Source organism: Bacillus sp. SLBN-46, from assembly GCF_031453555.1.
Taxonomy (GTDB): domain Bacteria; phylum Bacillota; class Bacilli; order Bacillales; family Cytobacillaceae; genus Neobacillus.
In genome coordinates this window covers 4,104,463-4,121,532 of sequence record NZ_JAVIZM010000001.1, presented here as the reverse complement: position 1 = coordinate 4,121,532, position 17,070 = coordinate 4,104,463, and the positions used below count along the sequence as shown (strand labels likewise).

Here is a 17,070-nt window from a genome sequence, read left to right as displayed (position 1 = left end):
TGACCCTTTATGAGTCAGCCTTATTTTTTTTTCCATAATTGTTCGATGTAAGGATATACTTTTTGAAATAAGGGTTTAAATCCCTTCATAGATTCCATTAATGTATCAATATTGTTCATTAGTTCTTCATAATCAATCGTGGATTGTTGACGAGATGGTTCTTGTGTCTGATGATCCTGACGGGGTTGATGTCTACCAGGGCCAAACATTAAACTGGTAAAACGGTCTGACTCTTTTCTCTCCTCGTTCTTCCGTTCTTCCATACCTGCATCCTCCATTTCATTTCCTCTTTATTTTAGAATATGACTAAACAAGTAAATGGAATGTACATTAGCGGAGAATATAAAAGAAGAAACAGTTGCTTAAAATGGGGTCTATTTGATAAAATTAGTACCAAGTCATAATAATTGATATTAATTTTTGGATAAAGAGTTAGTAAAAAAGGAGATGGAACGTGTGAGAGCTGGTATTGTCGGAATTGGTAGGTATTTACCAGAGAAGATAGTCACTAATCAGGATTTAGAGAAAATGATGGATACCTCTGATGAATGGATTCGTACCAGAACAGGTATTGAAGAACGGAGAATTGCTACGGATGATGTAGATACATCAGATATGGCGTTAGCAGCAGCTCAAGATGCGATGAAACATGCCGGGATTACTGCGGAGGAAATTGATTTAATTTTGGTAGCTACGGTAACACCTGATACACCATTCCCTTCAGTAGCTTGTCGGATTCAAGAGAAACTTGGTGCAACGAAGGCAGCTGCAATGGATATTAGTGCAGCATGTGCCGGTTTTATGTATGGCATGGTTACTGGAAAGCAGTTTATAGAAACTGAAGTATATAAATATGTTCTAGTCGTGGGTGTTGAAAAGCTTTCAAAAATTACAGACTGGAATGATCGAAATACAGCGGTCCTTTTTGGCGATGGTGCTGGTGCTGCCATTTTGGGTCCAGTTTCAGAGAATCGTGGAATTTTGTCCTTTGAGCTGGGGGCGGATGGTACAGGAGCAAAGCATTTATACCAAGACGAATATATCATTATGAATGGAAGAGAAGTATTTAAGTTTGCTGTTAGACAAATGGGAGAAAGCAGTTTACACGTTCTTGAGAAGGCCGGTTTAACAAAAGAGGATGTTGATTTCTTAATACCGCATCAAGCGAATATTCGTATCATGGAAGCATCCAGACAAAGATTAGAACTACCTGTTGAAAAAATGTCCAAAACCGTTCATAAATATGGTAATACATCAGCTGCATCCATTCCTATTTCTATTGTGGAGGAATTGGAGGCAGGAAAACTTAAAGATGATGATGTTATTGTCATGGTAGGCTTTGGTGGTGGCTTGACATGGGGAGCTATTGCTATACGTTGGGGGAAATAAAGATTAGGTGTAAGGATACTTACTAGTATCTATAAAAGTTGAATTGCTTGAAAATAACATTTACTATTACAAAAAAGGGAAATGATAGTTGAAAAGGAGATGTACAAATGAACAAGCGTAGAGTTGTAGTAACAGGCGTTGGAGCGGTGACACCGCTTGGTAACGATGTTGAAACAACATGGAAAGGGATTATTGAGGGGAAATCAGGTATTGGTCCACTGACTAGAGTCAATGCAGACGAATACCCAGCTAAAGTGGCTGCTGAGTTAAAAGACTTTAATCCCGAAGTGTTTATGGATAGAAAAGAAGCTCGAAAAATGGACCGTTTTACGCAATATGCCGTAGCGAGTGCTTTAATGGCAGTTAAGGATGCTGATCTAACTATTAATGAAGAGAATTCAGAACGTGTTGGTGTGTGGATTGGATCCGGTATTGGAGGAATGGAAACATTCGAACAACAATATGAAACCTTCCAAAAAAGGGGATACAAGCGGGTTAGTCCATTCTTTGTCCCAATGCTAATTCCAGATATGGCAACTGGTCAGGTGTCAATTACCCTCGGTGCAAGAGGATTTAATTCATGCACAGTTACAGCATGTGCAACTGGAACGAATTCCATTGGAGATGCATTTAAAGTTATTCAGCGCGGTGATGCGGATGTTATGGTAACAGGCGGCGCCGAAGCACCAATTACAAAAATGTCTGTTGCTGGGTTCTGTGCCAATACAGCACTATCAACAAATCCTGATCCTCAAACAGCAAGCAGACCCTTTGATAAAAACCGGGATGGCTTTGTCATGGGCGAAGGGGCAGGAATCATTATTTTGGAAGAGTTAGAGCATGCCCTTGCGCGCGGAGCTAAAATCTATGCCGAAATAGTCGGATACGGAGCGACAGGCGATGCGTATCATATCACGGCACCCGCACCAGGTGGTGAAGGCGGTGCCCGAGCAATGAAGATGGCTATCAATGATGGTGGATTACAACCACAAGATATTGATTATATTAATGCACATGGTACAAGTACCGAATATAATGATAAATTTGAAACACTTGCGGTTAAGGAAGTATTTGGAGAGCATGCTTATAATCTTGCGATGAGTTCAACCAAATCGATGACAGGCCATCTGTTAGGCGCTGCTGGTGGAGTGGAAGCAATCTTTACCGTATTAGCGATGAGAGATAGCATACTCCCGCCAACTATTAATTATGAAACTCCGGATCCAGAATGTGATTTGGACTATGTAGTAAATAAAGCCCGTTCAAAAGAAATCAAGGCAGCTATGAGTAACTCACTTGGCTTCGGTGGACATAACGCAACTATTGTATTTAAAAAATACGAATAAAAACTTTAGGTCGACCAGATAAAATGTCTGGTCGATTTTTTACATCCTGCATTCCTCCAGTATTAAGAACATCTTTTATCTTTGATTCATAAAATGGATGAAAGTGACTCTTGGGCTTACGGGAGGTGTGGAAGTATGGGAGTAATCCGAACAGATAGCTGGTTATTGGACGATTTTGACAATGCCATAAAAATATGTGAAAAACTGCAGCCGTATTTCAAGGGGAAAACAGCAAAACAAATTTACAATCAATTATTAAACTTTGGGATGTATCAGCCTTCGAGATCTTCAAAGGATTTCTTTCACAAAATGAATGAAGAGAAAGTATGGGACCATGTGGAACGTCTATTTAGTAAATATAAAGTGAAATGGAGTGGTCCGGACATACCTGTTTTTCTCTTTCCGCTAGCTCAGTCTAGAAGTCTTTTTAGTAGAACAGACAGGAATAAGGGAGGAGTATCTTTTCCTGATAAAATGTTTTTATTTCTTTCCTCCCATGAAGATGCCAAAGAGGTAGAAGCATTGTTTGTCCATGAGTATCATCATGTATGCAGGCTTCGTAAGATAAATAAAAACCTGGGGGATTATACACTTTTAGATTCATTGGTGATTGAAGGTTTAGCTGAATATGCAGTATTAAGGCATTGTGGAGCGGAATATTTAGCAGATTGGTGCCGGTTGTATAGCGAAAAAGAGATAACATATTTCTGGAGTAAATTTCTAAAAAAACAGTTGGATTTAAAAAAGAATGAAAGAGTTCACGACGAACTATTATTTGGAGGTGGAAGAGTCCCTAAATTACTAGGGTATGCTGTGGGATATAACATTATTGATAAATATTACAAAAATCATAATTATTCTACAAAACTATCTTTTGAAATACCAGCTGACAAATTTGTCGAAGACCAAAATAGTTGAAGATGAAAAAGCCTATTAAATCAGGCTTTTTTTTATTTTATATAGGTTGAAAATTATTAATATTGTAAAAAAGTCTTGCAATTGTAACAATTCAGTAATAGAATTTTATTAGAATATAACGAATTCACAGAATAATTCAAAAAAAGTAAGAAGGTGTACTATGAGCATAAAAAAATCGTTACTCAAAGAGGCACCATTGCTCGAAGTGAAAAATTTAGAGACAGCCTTTGATATTGAGGGTACTGATTATAACGCAGTAGATAATGTATCTTTCACGGTAAAGCCACGACAAATTGTGGGGGTTGTGGGTGAATCTGGTTGTGGCAAATCTGTTATGAGTCTATCGATTATGAAGCTTCTTCCAAAAGGAATTGGAAAAGTAAAATCGGGTGAAATCATTTTCGATGGTGTAAATCTTGAGAAAATGAATGAATCACAAATAAATAAAATTCGTGGAAAAGACGTGTCAATGATTTTCCAAGAGCCAATGACATCTTTAAACCCAGTATTTACGATTGGCTATCAGCTGCAGGAAGTCCTTTTCAATCATATGAAGATTTCAAAACAAGAGGCCCGTCAAAAAGCAATAGCTCTTTTAAAGAGTGTAGGGATCTCTCGACCTGAAAAAATTGTGGACGAATATCCCCATCAATTGTCAGGTGGAATGAGACAAAGGGTCATGATTGCCATTGCCATTGCCTGCCAGCCTAAATTATTAATTGCCGATGAGCCAACTACTGCGCTTGATGTTACGGTCCAGGCACAAATATTGGAACTTTTAAAAGACATCCAATCTGTAAATGATATGTCCGTTATTTTGATTACACATGATTTAGGTGTAGTTGCAGAAATGTGTGATGAAGTTATTGTCATGTATGCTGGTAAAATTGTAGAACGGACGGATGTCGATACACTCTTTCATAATCCTAAACATCCTTACACTACAATTACTTTTGGGGGCAATCCCAAAAATGGAGGAAACGGAAGAACGATTAAGCTCAATTCAAGGAATTGTACCTTCTCTGACCAATATGCCAAAAGTGGGCTGCCGCTTTGCCAATCGATGTCCAAAAGCTATGCCTGACTGTTTTACTATTACCCCTGAACTAGCAGAAGCAGAGGATCGTCATGAAGTTGCCTGCCTGCTTTTTGAAACTAGTAAACCAAGACAAGGGGTGAGTAAATGAGTACTAGAACTGTACATAAGAACCAGGTGGCCACTCAATCAGAGAATCTATTAGAAATTCAGAATCTCAAAACCTATTATCCTGTTAAAGGTGGTTTTTTTAAACGAACCGTTGGAAATGTGAAAGCGGTTGATAATATCTCTTTTGAAATTAAAAGAGGGGAAACACTTGGACTAGTTGGTGAATCAGGCTGTGGTAAGTCTACAGCAGGCCGGACGATTCTACGATTATTAAAACCAACCGATGGAAAAATTCTCTTTGACGGAAAAAATATAACGAATATATCTGGGAAGTCTCTTCAAGACATTCGAAAAGATATGCAGATGGTATTTCAGGACCCTTATGCTTCTTTGAATCCGATGCAAATGGTAGGGGATATCATCGCTGAACCTATTTATAATTTCTCAAGGAAAAGTAAAGAAGAATTAAAACAAGAAGTGATGGATTTATTAACAAAAGTGGGTTTACCACAGGATGCCTATTATAAATATGCTCATGAATTTTCAGGCGGTCAGCGGCAAAGAATTGGTATTGCTCGTGCCCTTGCCCTTAGACCGAAACTAATTATTGCGGATGAACCAGTTTCTGCACTTGATGTATCCGTCCAATCACAAGTATTAAATCTATTAAAAGATTTACAAAAAGAATTCGATTTAACCTTCCTCTTTATTGCGCATGACTTAAGTGTTGTGAAGCACATGAGCGATAGGATTGGTGTGATGTATTTAGGTAATATGGTTGAGATTGCAGATAAGGACAGCCTTTATGCACAACCACTACATCCCTATACACAGGCTTTAATTTCGGCAATACCGTCTCCTGATCCAAGGGTGAAAAAAGAAAGAATTATTTTAAAAGGGGATGTACCAAGTCCAATTAATCCGCCGACAGGCTGTCCATTCCATCCCCGTTGCCCAATGGCAATGGAGGAATGTTCCAAAAGTAAACCAGTATTAAAGGAGGTGAAGCCTTCTCATCGAGTAGCTTGCCACCTTTACTAAAAAAGGAAAAAATACAATTTCTCTAGGGGGGAAAACAATGAAGAAGAAAAGTATGCTTATGCTGGCTGCATTAATGCTTGTACTATCAGCATTTTTAGCAGCGTGTAGCAGCGACAAAGCAGGTACAAAGAAAAACGAAAATGAAGGTAAGTCTGGTGAAACAGCGGAAAAACCACAGGATGGCGGTACATTAGTATACGCTCTTGATTCAGCTCCTGAAGGTAAATTTAACTACTCATTTTATGGAACACAAACTGATGCATATGTTATTGATTTCTTTGATGAAAACCTCATTGATTACGATGCACAATTGAAAGCACAGCCACATATTGCTTCTTGGAAAACAGAAGACAATAAAGTATTTGATTTTGAAATCAAAAAAGGTGTTAAATGGCACAATGGTGATGAGTTATCAGTAAAAGACTGGGAATTCTCATTATACACTGTTGCTGACAAAGACTATGAAGGTCCACGTTTTGATAACGTTAGAAATATCGTTGGTGCACAAGATTTCCATGATGGAAAGACAGATAAAATTGAAGGTATTAAAGTAATTGACGATTACCATATCCAAATTACTTTTGATAAAGCACGTGTAAACAACTTGGATAACCTTTGGACATACCCAATGAACCGTACTGCGTTTAAAGGGATAGCAGTTAAAGACATGATGGGATCTGAGCAAGTACGTACAAAGCCAGTGGGCTTAGGACCATTTAAAGTGACTAAAGTTGTTCCAGGTGAATCAGTAGAAATGGAACGCTTTGATGACTATTTCGGTGGTAAACCACATATTGAAAAGGTTGTTGTTAAAGTTATTGACCCATCTCTTTCTGTGGGAGAACTTAAAAACGGTACACTTGATATGACATCATTCCACCCAAGCATTATTGATCAAGTAAAGGCACTTGACAATGTAAATACAATTACTTACCCAGGTGTTAGCTACTATTATGTTGGATTCAGATTAGGTACTTGGGATGGCGAGAAGAACGTCATGAATGAACCAAAATACCAAGAGAAAAAGCTTCGTGAAGCAATGTACTACGCAATTAATCGCGAAGAGTGGGTTAAGGCATTCTTCTTTGGTGTTGGTAAACCAGTTAACCGTCCTATCCCAACAAATCACTGGATTGCTGCAGATAATAAAGATTTAGAACAGTACAAATACGATCCGAAGAAAGCAAAAGAATTGTTAGACGAAGCTGGATACAAAGATGTTGATGGCGATGGCTTCCGTGAAGATCCAAACGGTAAGAAGTTTGTTGTAAACTTCAGTCACTATGCAACTTCAAACCCAACATTTGAATCTCGTGCAAAAGCATTAACTCAGTATTGGGAAGAGGTTGGCTTAAAATCTAAGTTAACAATGACTGATGCAAACCTTTACTATGACATGCTTGAAAAAGCAGATAAATCGATGGAAGTATTCTTCGGAGGATGGTCAACAGGAGCAGATCCAGATCCAACTCCACTTTGGGGATCTAAATCACTTTGGAACTACCCTCGTTGGGTAAATGCTGATAGTGATAAGTTATTAGATCAAGCACTTGATATTAGTGTGGTTGGCACTGACAACGAAAAACGTAAGGACCTTTATGTACAATGGCAAAAGCTATTCATGAAAGAACTTCCTATCTTACCAATTGCTGAGCTTGAAGAAACTATGGCTGTAAGCAAGCGCGTGAACGGTGTGAAGTTCGACGTTTCAGGCAACAACCGTCCAAATGAATGGTGGATTAAACAATAATTACCAAAGATTAACATGTAAAAAACTATGTTAATTGCTTTATAGGATTGAATAATTCCAGGGGTTCAGTGGGATGAGGGAGGAAGTATACTGCTTCCAATTTCCCTCTCCCATTTGAACACTTTGGATACATACAACATGTATTTAACATAGTTTAAAGACAAGGAGAATGCACATGCTGAAGTATGCATTTCGTAGAATTCTGGGCATGATTCCGATGTTATTCCTCATTTCGATCGTTGTTTTTTCCTTGGCAAAATTGATGCCAGGAGATTCCCTAAGCGGGGAAATCGACCCAAGGAATACAAACCCAAAATATATTGCTGAAATGCGGGAAAAATTGGGCTATAATGACCCTTTACCACAGCAGTATGCCCGTTGGATTGGAAACTTTGTTCAAGGGGATTTTGGTAAGTCTACTCGTTTTAAAATAGAAGCAGCAGATGTAATTGGAGAGCGCATTCCCAATACATTACTACTAGGTTTTACTTCTATATTAATCACATACATTCTTGCCTTTTTTATGGGTTCATATGCTGGAAGAAAGCCATATACTTTAGGGGATAATTTAATTGGAGGTCTTAATTATTTAGGTCTATCCATACCGTCATTTATTGCTGGGGTATTTGCCATTTTCCTTTTTTCTTTTACGTTAGATTGGTTTCCATCTAATGGTTCAGTTGACATCGGTGTTACCGATGGCACACTAGAATATTGGTTAAGTCGTCTGCACCATGTATTTCTTCCTGCAATAGTCCTAGGACTATTAAGTACGGCAAGCTATACACAATTTTTACGTAACGATATAATCGATAACAGTCGAAAAGATTTTGTTCGGACTGCACGAGCAAAGGGAACACCTGAGAGAAAAATTTATAATGTTCATATCTTAAGAAACTCAATTATTCCGCTTATTACTTTTTTAGGTTTTGATTTAGTTGCAATTATCAGTGGTGCGATTATCACTGAAACGATTTTTACTTATCCGGGTCTTGGACAACTATTCTTACAATCTGTTGGTACCAGGGATTATCCAGTTTTAATGACGTTGACAATGTTATTCTCATTCTTAACACTAGTTGGCAACCTTGTAGCTGACATATTATACGGTGTTGTGGATCCGAGAATTAGGCTAGATTAGGGGGAGAAAAAATGGAAATTGTAACTCAGAAAAATCCTAATATTAGTACAGCACCCCCGAAAAAAAGTTTATCACCGTGGGCTATCGCTAGAAAAAAGTTTTTAAAAAACAAATTGGCTATGATTAGCTTTGTATTCTTAGTCATTGTGGCAATAGTTTCTTTTCTTGCACCGTATATTACAACGGCAGACGTTACCAGGATTAATATTGGTCAGATGTCTTTAGAGCCATCGAGTAAACATTGGCTTGGCACAGACAAGGCAGGTAGGGATGTATTCACCAGGTTATTATATGGCGGACGAATTTCATTATTAGTAGGACTTAGCTGTACACTTTTTGTCATATTCATTGGGACAATTATTGGCTCGATTTCAGGCTATTTTGGTGGTGCAGTAGATAGTATACTAATGAGATTTACAGATTTTATCTTAAACTTTCCTTTTCTTGTATTTGTTATTGTGCTAAATGCCATTCTTTTTGGGAAAGTAAATGGGTTATGGGTTTTAATTGGGACCATAAGCATTTTAAGCTGGGGTGGTATTGCGAGGATTGTTCGAAGTAAGATTCTTGCTGAAAAAGAAAATGAATACATTGTAGCTGCCATTTCAATTGGCTGTTCTCCTGCTAAAATAATTGTTAAACATTTATTACCCAATATCTTATCAACCATTATTGTTCAAGCGACCATTACATTTGCTACAATGATAGTTGCAGAGACAGGTTTAAGCTTTCTAGGCTTTGGTGTTCCTCAAGAAATTCCAAGCTGGGGGAATATGTTGAATTCAGCAAATGAACCTGATGTACTCCAATTTAAACTATGGATTTGGGTGCCTCCTGCCTTAACGATTACCGCAACTATTTTATCGATAAACTTTATCGGTGAAGGCTTAAAAGACGCCTTTAATCCAAAATCAAGAAGATAAAATCTACCATTACGACATGGTAGGTTTTTTTGTTATGGGACGGAGAAGAAGATCGATAGGAGAAGTCTATGAGCCCAAACTGGCTGAAGGAAAGAGAAGAAAGTCGCATAGAAGCGGTCTATGAGCCCAAACAGGCTGAAGGAAAGAGAAAAAGGTCGCATAGAAGCGGTCTATGAGCCCAAACTGGCTGAAGAAAAGAGAAGAAGGTCGCATAGAAGCGGTCTATGAGCCCAAACAGGCTGAAGGAAAGAGAAAAAGGTCGCATAGAAGCGGTCTATGAGCCCAAACAGGCTGAAGGAAAGAAAAATAGGTCGCATAGAAGCGGTCTATGAGCCCAAACTGGCTGAAGAAAAGAGAAGAAGGTCGCATAGAAGCGGTTTACGAGCCCAAACTGGCTGAAGAAAAGAGAAGAAGGTCGCATAGAAGCGGTCTATGATATAAATGCTAATTTAAGCATGTACATAAATGATTGCTTATTGATCTAGGCATTTTCCCGTAGCTTTAGAACAACTTTACATGGAGAGGCGGGCATGATAGCCTTGTGGGGCAGAGCCAGCCCTTGATACAGCTGACTTCTTGGCTCGTAAACCATGCCCGCAGAGGCTCCATGTCAAGTTTCTCCGCTTTCCACTAATTTCAATAAATTTCCATAAAATCATTTTTGTACATGGTTATGCAATCAAAAATGTACATATGGATTTTGTCATTTCCATCTATGAGCCCAAGTTATGTAGCAATATATTTCCTAACATAAATTTAGGAAACGACCCATATACATAAGATAATTTAATAGGACAAGTATATATAATTAATAAATACAGTTGGTGCAAAATATATATAAAGGAATAATTTAACTAAGGTCTGCCCATACTGATTGACAAACAGTTTTTGAAGTGAGGGGTTGTAAAATGTTGTATCTTCATGATGTTTGGGTAAATTGGTTTGAAGGGGAAGAAAACGGTTATAATGTATGCCACTTTCATGAATGGCGTAAGGATGATGGAGTGGAATTGTTGGACCAAGTGCCACTCTTAAAAATCGAGCCGATTCTATTTAACTACATCGAGAATGATTTATCAGAATTACCTCAACAGCTCCTAGATGATATTTATCAGAAAGCATATTTAAGAAAAAACCATGAAAGAGTTCAGCTTGATTATTGTTTCGTTGTAACAGACGGGACAGGGATTTTAGCCGTTGATACAATTGGCTATTCAATACCCATTCGAAAAAGCAGACTAATACCAAGACAGGAACAGCTTGTTTACGAGATGATTAGTCAGCATGAAGCTAAAAAATATCATTTTTATGGACAACCGAAAACAAAGGATTTTCATATTCTTTCACCTGAACCAGAACTGATGAGAGGATTGACGAGAAAAGAACGACAGTTAAAGCAATTATTGTTCATGGCACTTGATCAATTGCTTTCTTCAAATAATGAAGCAGAGGTAAGGTATTGGTTTACAGAATGGTGTCCTGAGAAATATTCGACTATTCAAGAATTGAATTTTGAGGAAGCATGGGAACAGCTATTTGAGGAAGCAAAGTACGGCTGGTCTAAACGGCATGAAACCTTTTGTGAAAATTTAATTAAGGGACAGCCCTTTTTTGAGAAGCTTTGGGAAATGGAACATGGTCCTAAAGTAAACTAAAAGCCTGATCCAAAAGGTATAAATCCTTTTGGATCAGGCTTTTTTTTACTTTTTGTTATTTTCTCTTTCGGCCAAGACCCATGGCGTTTTCCATCTTTTTAAGGGTCTTGTTTGCCACTAGGTTTGCCTTTTCAGCTCCACGATCTAAAATTTCATCCAGTTCGCTTGATTCCATTAAGTTATAATATTTCTCTTGAATTGGTTTAAAGACATTTACCACTACATCAGCTAAATCGCCTTTAAAATCTCCATATCCTTTGCCAACATACATTTCCTCAATTTCAGCAATAAGGTTTCTTAGCCAAAATTGAATAAATGGAAAGCAGATTGGAAACACCAGGTTTATTTTCTTTATCAAATTTGACAATTCCGTCTGAGTCCGTAACAGCGCTTTTTATTTTTTTGATGATCTGTTTAGGTTCATCTAAAGGAGTAATAAAAGACTTTTGATTTGGGTCTGATTTACTCATTTTTTTGGTAGGCTCTTGGAGAGACATAATTCGAGCGCCGACCTTAGGAATACTGATTTCCGGTACAGTAAGGATATCATTGTATTTTTTGTTAAACCTTTCTGCCAAGTCACGTGTTAATTCCATATGCTGCTTTTGGTCTTCGCCGACTGGTACAAGGTCTGTGTTATACAATAAAATATCTGCAGCCATCTGAGGTGGATAGGTCAATAGACTAGCTGAAACAGCTTCTTTACCTGTTGATTTGTCTTTAAATTGTGTCATTCTTTCCAATTCACCAATATAAGAGACACACTGCATCATCCAACCTGCTTGAGCGTGTGCAGGTACCTCTGATTGGATAAATAAAGAGGCCTTGTTTGGATCAATCCCTACAGCAATATATAGCGCAGCTAGGCTTCTAATATTTTTACGAAGTGTTACAGGATCTTGGGGAACGGTTATGGCATGCTGGTCAACGATACAAAAGTAGCAATTATATTCATGTTGCAACTCGACAAATTGCATCATTGCCCCTATATAGTTCCCAAGTGTTATTGTACCACTCGGCTGAATACCAGAAAAAATCGTTTTCATTATTAATCCTCCTAAAAGTTATATAAAAAAAACCATTCATCCCTAATACTATAGGGACGAATGGTTCGCGGTACCACCCTAAATTACTCATATGAGTCACTCAGTTCCAAAATAGCTGGTCGCCTTCTGGAGTCCTACTAACGCAAGGATCACGTCTATTCCTACCACTTCTATTTTCCTAAATAAAAGGTTCAGATAGAAGCTCAAAAGTCCATTCCGTATTTTTTCGCGTTTGTTTTCACCAGCCACAAACTCTCTTAACCGAATGAAAATACGTACTAATCTTTATCATCGCTAAACATCTTTTATTTGATTATGCTAATTATAAATGAAGAACATAATCAGTTTCAAGTCTGCAAATAATAATAGAGGCAAAGAGCTCCTAACATGAATAATCCATTGACTAATCCGTAGAAAAGGAGGGGCTTCTGATCGATAGTGATTAACTCAGATAGTGCTGGAATTTCCTCCAACTTTCTCTTGTTATCGCCTCTTGAAAAGGCAAGATTAAAGGATTTACCTATGACATCGTAAAAGCCGGAATGAATCGTGTAGAGAAGCAACGATGTTAACAGAAGTAGAGAAGAAATGTAAAAAGATATATTGATATAGCTAAGTAAGGAAAAATCCTTATTGGAAATGAAGGAAATTATTACTATTAACAATTGGGTTAGTCCAAGAACAACAATTTTCTTCTTAAATCTAGGATTCACTAGATTACCTCCAAATCATTGATTTAATAAGGGAAACTACCGAATATTATACATAAAAATCTGTATAAGTCTAAATTATATCATAGCTATTTGTAATGAATACGTAAAAATTGTTTCTAACTTGTAAATTAAATTATAAAAAATAATGTACAATTAATTCAAAATATGTATAATAGAGAATGTAGTAATTTTTCAGAATAATAGAAAAGGGAGGTCTACAAGTGAAGAAATCAAAACTTTCACTACTTTTAGTTTTATCACTAGTACTTAGCATGTTCCTAGCAGCATGTTCAGGCGGCGGTGAGAAAAACGAAGGCAAAACCAAAAATGAAGGCAAAAATAATGCTGGATCTGAAGAGCAATTAGCGGATGAGCAAGTTCTTAACGTTTTAGAATCTGCTGAGATCCCAACTATGGACAGTGTAATGGCTGAAGACGTATTGGGCTTTACAATGTTAAACGCTACTAACGAAGGTTTATATCGTCTAGATGCAGACCAAAAGGTTGTTCCTGGTGTAGCTGATGGTATGCCAACATACAATGACGATAAAACAGTCTTAACAATCAAATTAAGACAAGATGCAAAATGGTCAAATGGTGATCCTGTAACTGCTCATGACTTTGTATATTCATGGCAACGTGCGATCAATCCAGATACTGCTTCACCTTATGGTCCATACTTCATGATGGGCAAAATCAAAAACGCAACTGAAATTTCTGAAGGTAAAGCAAAGCTTGAAGATCTTGGAATTAAAGCTCTTGATGATTATACATTGGAAATTACTCTAGTAAGAGCATTACCTTACATCGAGTCTTATATCACTTTCCAATTATTCTACCCACAAAACCAAAAGTTTGTTGAAGCACAAGGCGCTGACTATGCGAAAGATGCTGCTCACTTACTTTACAACGGTCCTTTCAAAATGACTAAGTGGGATGGCCCAACTGCTACTGAGTGGGTATTAGAAAAGAACGAAACTTATACAAATGCTAAAGACGTTACTTTAACAAAAATCAACTTCAACGTGTCAAAAGACCCACAAGCATCTGCTAACGCATTTACTGCTGGTGAAACTGACATTACACCAAAGCTTGCACAAGCAGCAATCCTTTCACAATATGAAGGATCTGATGAGTTATTACGTTACCAAGAGCCATCAATCTGGTGGTTAAAAATGAACGAAAAGAACCCTGCTTTGAAAAACAAAAACATCCGTAAAGCTATTGCATTGTCTGTAGACAAAAAGGCATTAGTTGACGATGTATTAGCAAACGGTTCTATCGAAGCTGATTTCTTAGTACCAAAAGGTTTTGCTTTCTTAGATGGAAAAGACTTCCGTGATACGGCTGGCCAATGGTCTAAGACAAACAAAGAAGAAGCTAAGAAGTTTTGGGATAAAGGTTTAGCTGAACTAGGTGTTAAAGAAGTGAAGTTCACTTATGTTGGTCAAGACACTGAAACTGCTAAAACTACAGATGCATTCATTAAAGACCAGTTAGAGAAAAATCTTCCTGGATTAAAGCTTACAATTGAAAGCGTACCGTTCAAAATCCGTATCGCTCGTGAAAATAAATTTGAATATGATTTATTAATGGGTGGTTGGGGACCTGACTATGCTGACCCAATGACATACATGGATCTTTGGATTACTGGCGGAGAACAACAACATATGGACTATTCAAATCCAGAATTTGATAAGTTGATCAAAGCTGCAAGTGAAGATTTAGTTGATAAGCCACAAGAGCGCTGGAAAGCATTACAAGATGCAGAAAAAATCTTGTTAGAAGATGATGCAGCAATTGCACCACTTTACCAACGTTCTGTTAACTTGTTAATTAATCCAAAAGTTAAAGGTTTTGCTCACCATGCATTTGGTGCAGATTATAGTTACCAGTGGATTAAAATCACAAAATAGTAACTATACTAATCAAATAGGAAGAGAGTATATTTCATCAATATACTCTCTTTTTACCTGTATGAGAATTGTCGAAAAATGTTGAAGATTTCATCAATTAGGAGGTGTAGGCATGGCAAAATATCTCGTGCAACGTGTGATTTATATGTTAATTACACTTTTCATTGTTATATCAATTACTTTTTTCCTCATGAAGTTAATTCCTGGAAGTCCATTTAATAACTTTGAAAAACTCTCAGAATTCCAGCGTACCCTTTTGCTAGAGAAATATGGGTTAAATGACCCCGTGCCTGTTCAGTTTTTTAAGTATTTAGGTGCAATGGTAAAAGGTGATCTTGGAGTTTCCTTTCAATTTGATAATACCCCTGTAACAGAACTTCTCGCTAATCGTATTGGACCATCCGCAACACTTGGATTGGAAGCCATGGTTTTTGGCGCATTATTTGGAATATTCCTAGGTGTCGTTGCTGCATTGAAGCAAAATACCTGGTTGGATTATGGTTCTACTTTTATTGCTGTTGTAGGTAAATCGGTTCCATCATTTATTTTTGCCGGTCTGCTTCAGTATTACGTTTCAGTTAAACTAGGGTGGTTACCAGTAATGTTTTGGAGAGGGCCTGAGTATACCATCCTTCCAACTATTGCGTTAGCTATGTTCCCTATTTCAATTGCAGCACGGTTTATGCGTACTGAAATGATTGAAGTGCTAGGGTCTGACTATATTACACTTGCTAAAGCAAAAGGGGCAAGCTATTGGCAAATTAGTGTAAAGCATGCTCTTAGAAATGCATTGATCCCTGTGGTTACCGTTTTGGGACCATTGGCTGTAGGTTTAATGACTGGTTCACTAGTTATTGAAAGAATCTTTGGTATTCCTGGCTTAGGTGAGCAGTTTGTTAAATCGATCAGTGTAAATGATTATCCAGTAATTATGGGTACAAATATTCTATTTGCCGTTCTTTTCGTAGTTATTATATTAGTCGTTGATATTCTGTATGGAATTATCGACCCACGTATTCGTATTTCGGGGGGGAAAACTAAATGAGCAATAAAGAAATAATCATCTCAAAGGATATGTTTGCTCCTGCTCATGTAGACCCATCAAAAAGTGAAAAGATTTCTAAGCCAAGTTTGAGTTTCTGGCAGGATGCTTGGATGCGTGTCCGTAAAAATAGGGGAGCGGTTATCAGTTTAGTCGTCCTTGTCATTTTAATTTTAATGGCGTTCATCGGCCCGTTAATAACGCCATATGCTTACGATACACAAACAACTAAACATAATAACCTTCCACCGCGTATTCAAGGGTTAGAAAATGTCCACTGGCTCCCTTTTGATGGTACATTAACGCGTAGAGATGGAACAGAATATAACGCATATGAAGTCCGTAAAGTTGATGCCTATTATTGGTTCGGTACTGACAATTTAGGTCGTGATCTTTTTGCACGTGTCTGGAAAGGTACACAAGTCTCCCTTTTCATAGCTTTTATGGCGGCGTTAATTGATATGCTGATTGGTGTAACCTATGGTGCGGTTTCTGGATATTTAGGTGGAAAAGTCGATGGATTTATGCAGCGAATTATTGAGGTTATCGTTGGTATACCTAACCTGATTGTCGTTGTATTAATGATTCTTGTTTTAAAGCCTGGTATCATCCCAATTATTATTGCCTTAACAATCACTGGTTGGACTAGTATGGCCCGAGTAGTGCGTGCACAGGTATTAAAATTTAAGGGCCAGGAATTTGTTTTAGCAGCTAAAACACTTGGAGCATCAGATAGCTCAATTATTTTTAAACACATGATTCCAAATATGTTTGGTGTCATAATCATTAACACCATGTTCTCTATTCCTAATGCGATTTTCTTTGAAGCCTTCTTAAGCTTTATTGGATTAGGTCTCCAGGAGCCAAATGCTTCTCTAGGAACATTGGTTAATGAAGGATATAAAGCGATGATTGCATTCCCATATCAAATGATCATTCCTTCCATTATGATTGCTTTAATTATGGTATGCTTTAACTTAGTAGCTGATGGATTACGTGATGCTCTTGATCCAAAAATGCGTGATTAAAAGGCGGGTGAGCTG

Annotated in this window: 13 protein-coding genes, 2 pseudogenes and 1 other annotated feature; of the genes and pseudogenes, 12 read left to right on the top strand and 3 right to left on the bottom strand. The window is 37.6% G+C overall.

The features are described 5' to 3' along the window. Positions 1-20: 20 nt before the first annotated feature. A complete protein-coding gene (locus QFZ87_RS20985) occupies positions 21-263 on the bottom strand; it encodes a hypothetical protein (protein ID WP_309865852.1) in 243 nt (80 codons plus the stop codon). A gap of 193 nt (positions 264-456) precedes the next feature. On the opposite strand from QFZ87_RS20985, the gene QFZ87_RS20980 reads away from it, so the two are divergent. From QFZ87_RS20980 to QFZ87_RS20940, 9 genes and pseudogenes are all read left to right on the top strand, one after another. Next, the gene (locus QFZ87_RS20980) at positions 457-1,389 is read left to right on the top strand and encodes a beta-ketoacyl-ACP synthase III (protein ID WP_309865850.1); all 933 of its coding nucleotides are present in this window, start codon (positions 457-459) and stop codon (positions 1,387-1,389) included. Between the two features lie 107 nt (positions 1,390-1,496). Beyond that, positions 1,497-2,735, top strand: a complete 1,239-nt coding sequence (fabF, locus tag QFZ87_RS20975) for a beta-ketoacyl-ACP synthase II (RefSeq protein WP_309865849.1) — start codon at positions 1,497-1,499, stop codon at positions 2,733-2,735. Positions 2,736-2,870: 135 nt separating this feature from the next. Continuing rightward, on the top strand, positions 2,871-3,653 hold the full coding sequence (locus QFZ87_RS20970) for a DUF2268 domain-containing putative Zn-dependent protease (RefSeq protein WP_309865847.1): 783 nt from the start codon (positions 2,871-2,873) through the stop codon (positions 3,651-3,653). Positions 3,654-3,813: 160 nt separating this feature from the next. After that, positions 3,814-4,840 (top strand): annotated as a pseudogene (locus tag QFZ87_RS20965) (ABC transporter ATP-binding protein). Next, positions 4,837-5,841, top strand: a complete 1,005-nt coding sequence (locus QFZ87_RS20960; RefSeq protein ID WP_309865844.1) for an ABC transporter ATP-binding protein — start codon at positions 4,837-4,839, stop codon at positions 5,839-5,841. Before QFZ87_RS20965 ends, QFZ87_RS20960 begins: the two are co-directional and overlap by 4 nt. Positions 5,842-5,878: 37 nt before the next feature. After that, on the top strand, positions 5,879-7,591 hold the full coding sequence (gene opp4A / locus QFZ87_RS20955; protein WP_309865842.1) for an oligopeptide ABC transporter substrate-binding protein: 1,713 nt from the start codon (positions 5,879-5,881) through the stop codon (positions 7,589-7,591). A 175-nt stretch (positions 7,592-7,766) separates the two neighbouring features. Next, the gene (gene opp4B / locus QFZ87_RS20950) at positions 7,767-8,732 is read left to right on the top strand and encodes an oligopeptide ABC transporter permease (protein WP_309865840.1); all 966 of its coding nucleotides are present in this window, start codon (positions 7,767-7,769) and stop codon (positions 8,730-8,732) included. An 11-nt stretch (positions 8,733-8,743) separates the two neighbouring features. Then, complete coding sequence (opp4C, locus tag QFZ87_RS20945) at positions 8,744-9,655, top strand: oligopeptide ABC transporter permease (protein WP_309865838.1); 912 nt, start codon at positions 8,744-8,746, stop codon at positions 9,653-9,655. A gap of 908 nt (positions 9,656-10,563) precedes the next feature. Next, positions 10,564-11,310 (top strand): YjbA family protein, encoded by a 747-nt coding sequence (locus QFZ87_RS20940; RefSeq protein WP_309865836.1) that lies wholly within the window; start codon positions 10,564-10,566, stop codon positions 11,308-11,310. 55 nt (positions 11,311-11,365) lie between these two features. Here the strand turns inward: QFZ87_RS20940 and trpS are convergent. Together trpS and QFZ87_RS20930 are read right to left on the bottom strand one after the other, a co-directional pair. Continuing rightward, a pseudogene (gene trpS, locus QFZ87_RS20935) lies at positions 11,366-12,359 on the bottom strand (tryptophan--tRNA ligase). A 46-nt stretch (positions 12,360-12,405) separates the two neighbouring features. Next, positions 12,406-12,657 (bottom strand) — a binding site (T-box leader). Positions 12,658-12,703: 46 nt separating this feature from the next. Then, entirely contained in the window at positions 12,704-13,069 is a 366-nt protein-coding gene (locus QFZ87_RS20930) for a DUF3899 domain-containing protein (RefSeq protein ID WP_309865834.1), read from the bottom strand. Positions 13,070-13,290: 221 nt separating this feature from the next. On the opposite strand from QFZ87_RS20930, the gene QFZ87_RS20925 reads away from it, so the two are divergent. The 3 genes from QFZ87_RS20925 to opp3C all read left to right on the top strand — a co-directional run bounded on the left by QFZ87_RS20925 (position 13,291) and on the right by opp3C (position 17,055). Next, complete coding sequence (locus QFZ87_RS20925) at positions 13,291-14,985, top strand: peptide ABC transporter substrate-binding protein (protein ID WP_309865832.1); 1,695 nt, start codon at positions 13,291-13,293, stop codon at positions 14,983-14,985. 112 nt (positions 14,986-15,097) lie between these two features. Continuing rightward, complete coding sequence (gene opp3b, locus QFZ87_RS20920; RefSeq protein ID WP_309865830.1) at positions 15,098-16,030, top strand: oligopeptide ABC transporter permease; 933 nt, start codon at positions 15,098-15,100, stop codon at positions 16,028-16,030. Continuing rightward, on the top strand, positions 16,027-17,055 hold the full coding sequence (opp3C, locus tag QFZ87_RS20915; RefSeq protein ID WP_309865828.1) for an oligopeptide ABC transporter permease: 1,029 nt from the start codon (positions 16,027-16,029) through the stop codon (positions 17,053-17,055). Before opp3b ends, opp3C begins: the two co-directional genes overlap by 4 nt. The last annotated feature ends 15 nt before the right edge of the window (positions 17,056-17,070 follow it).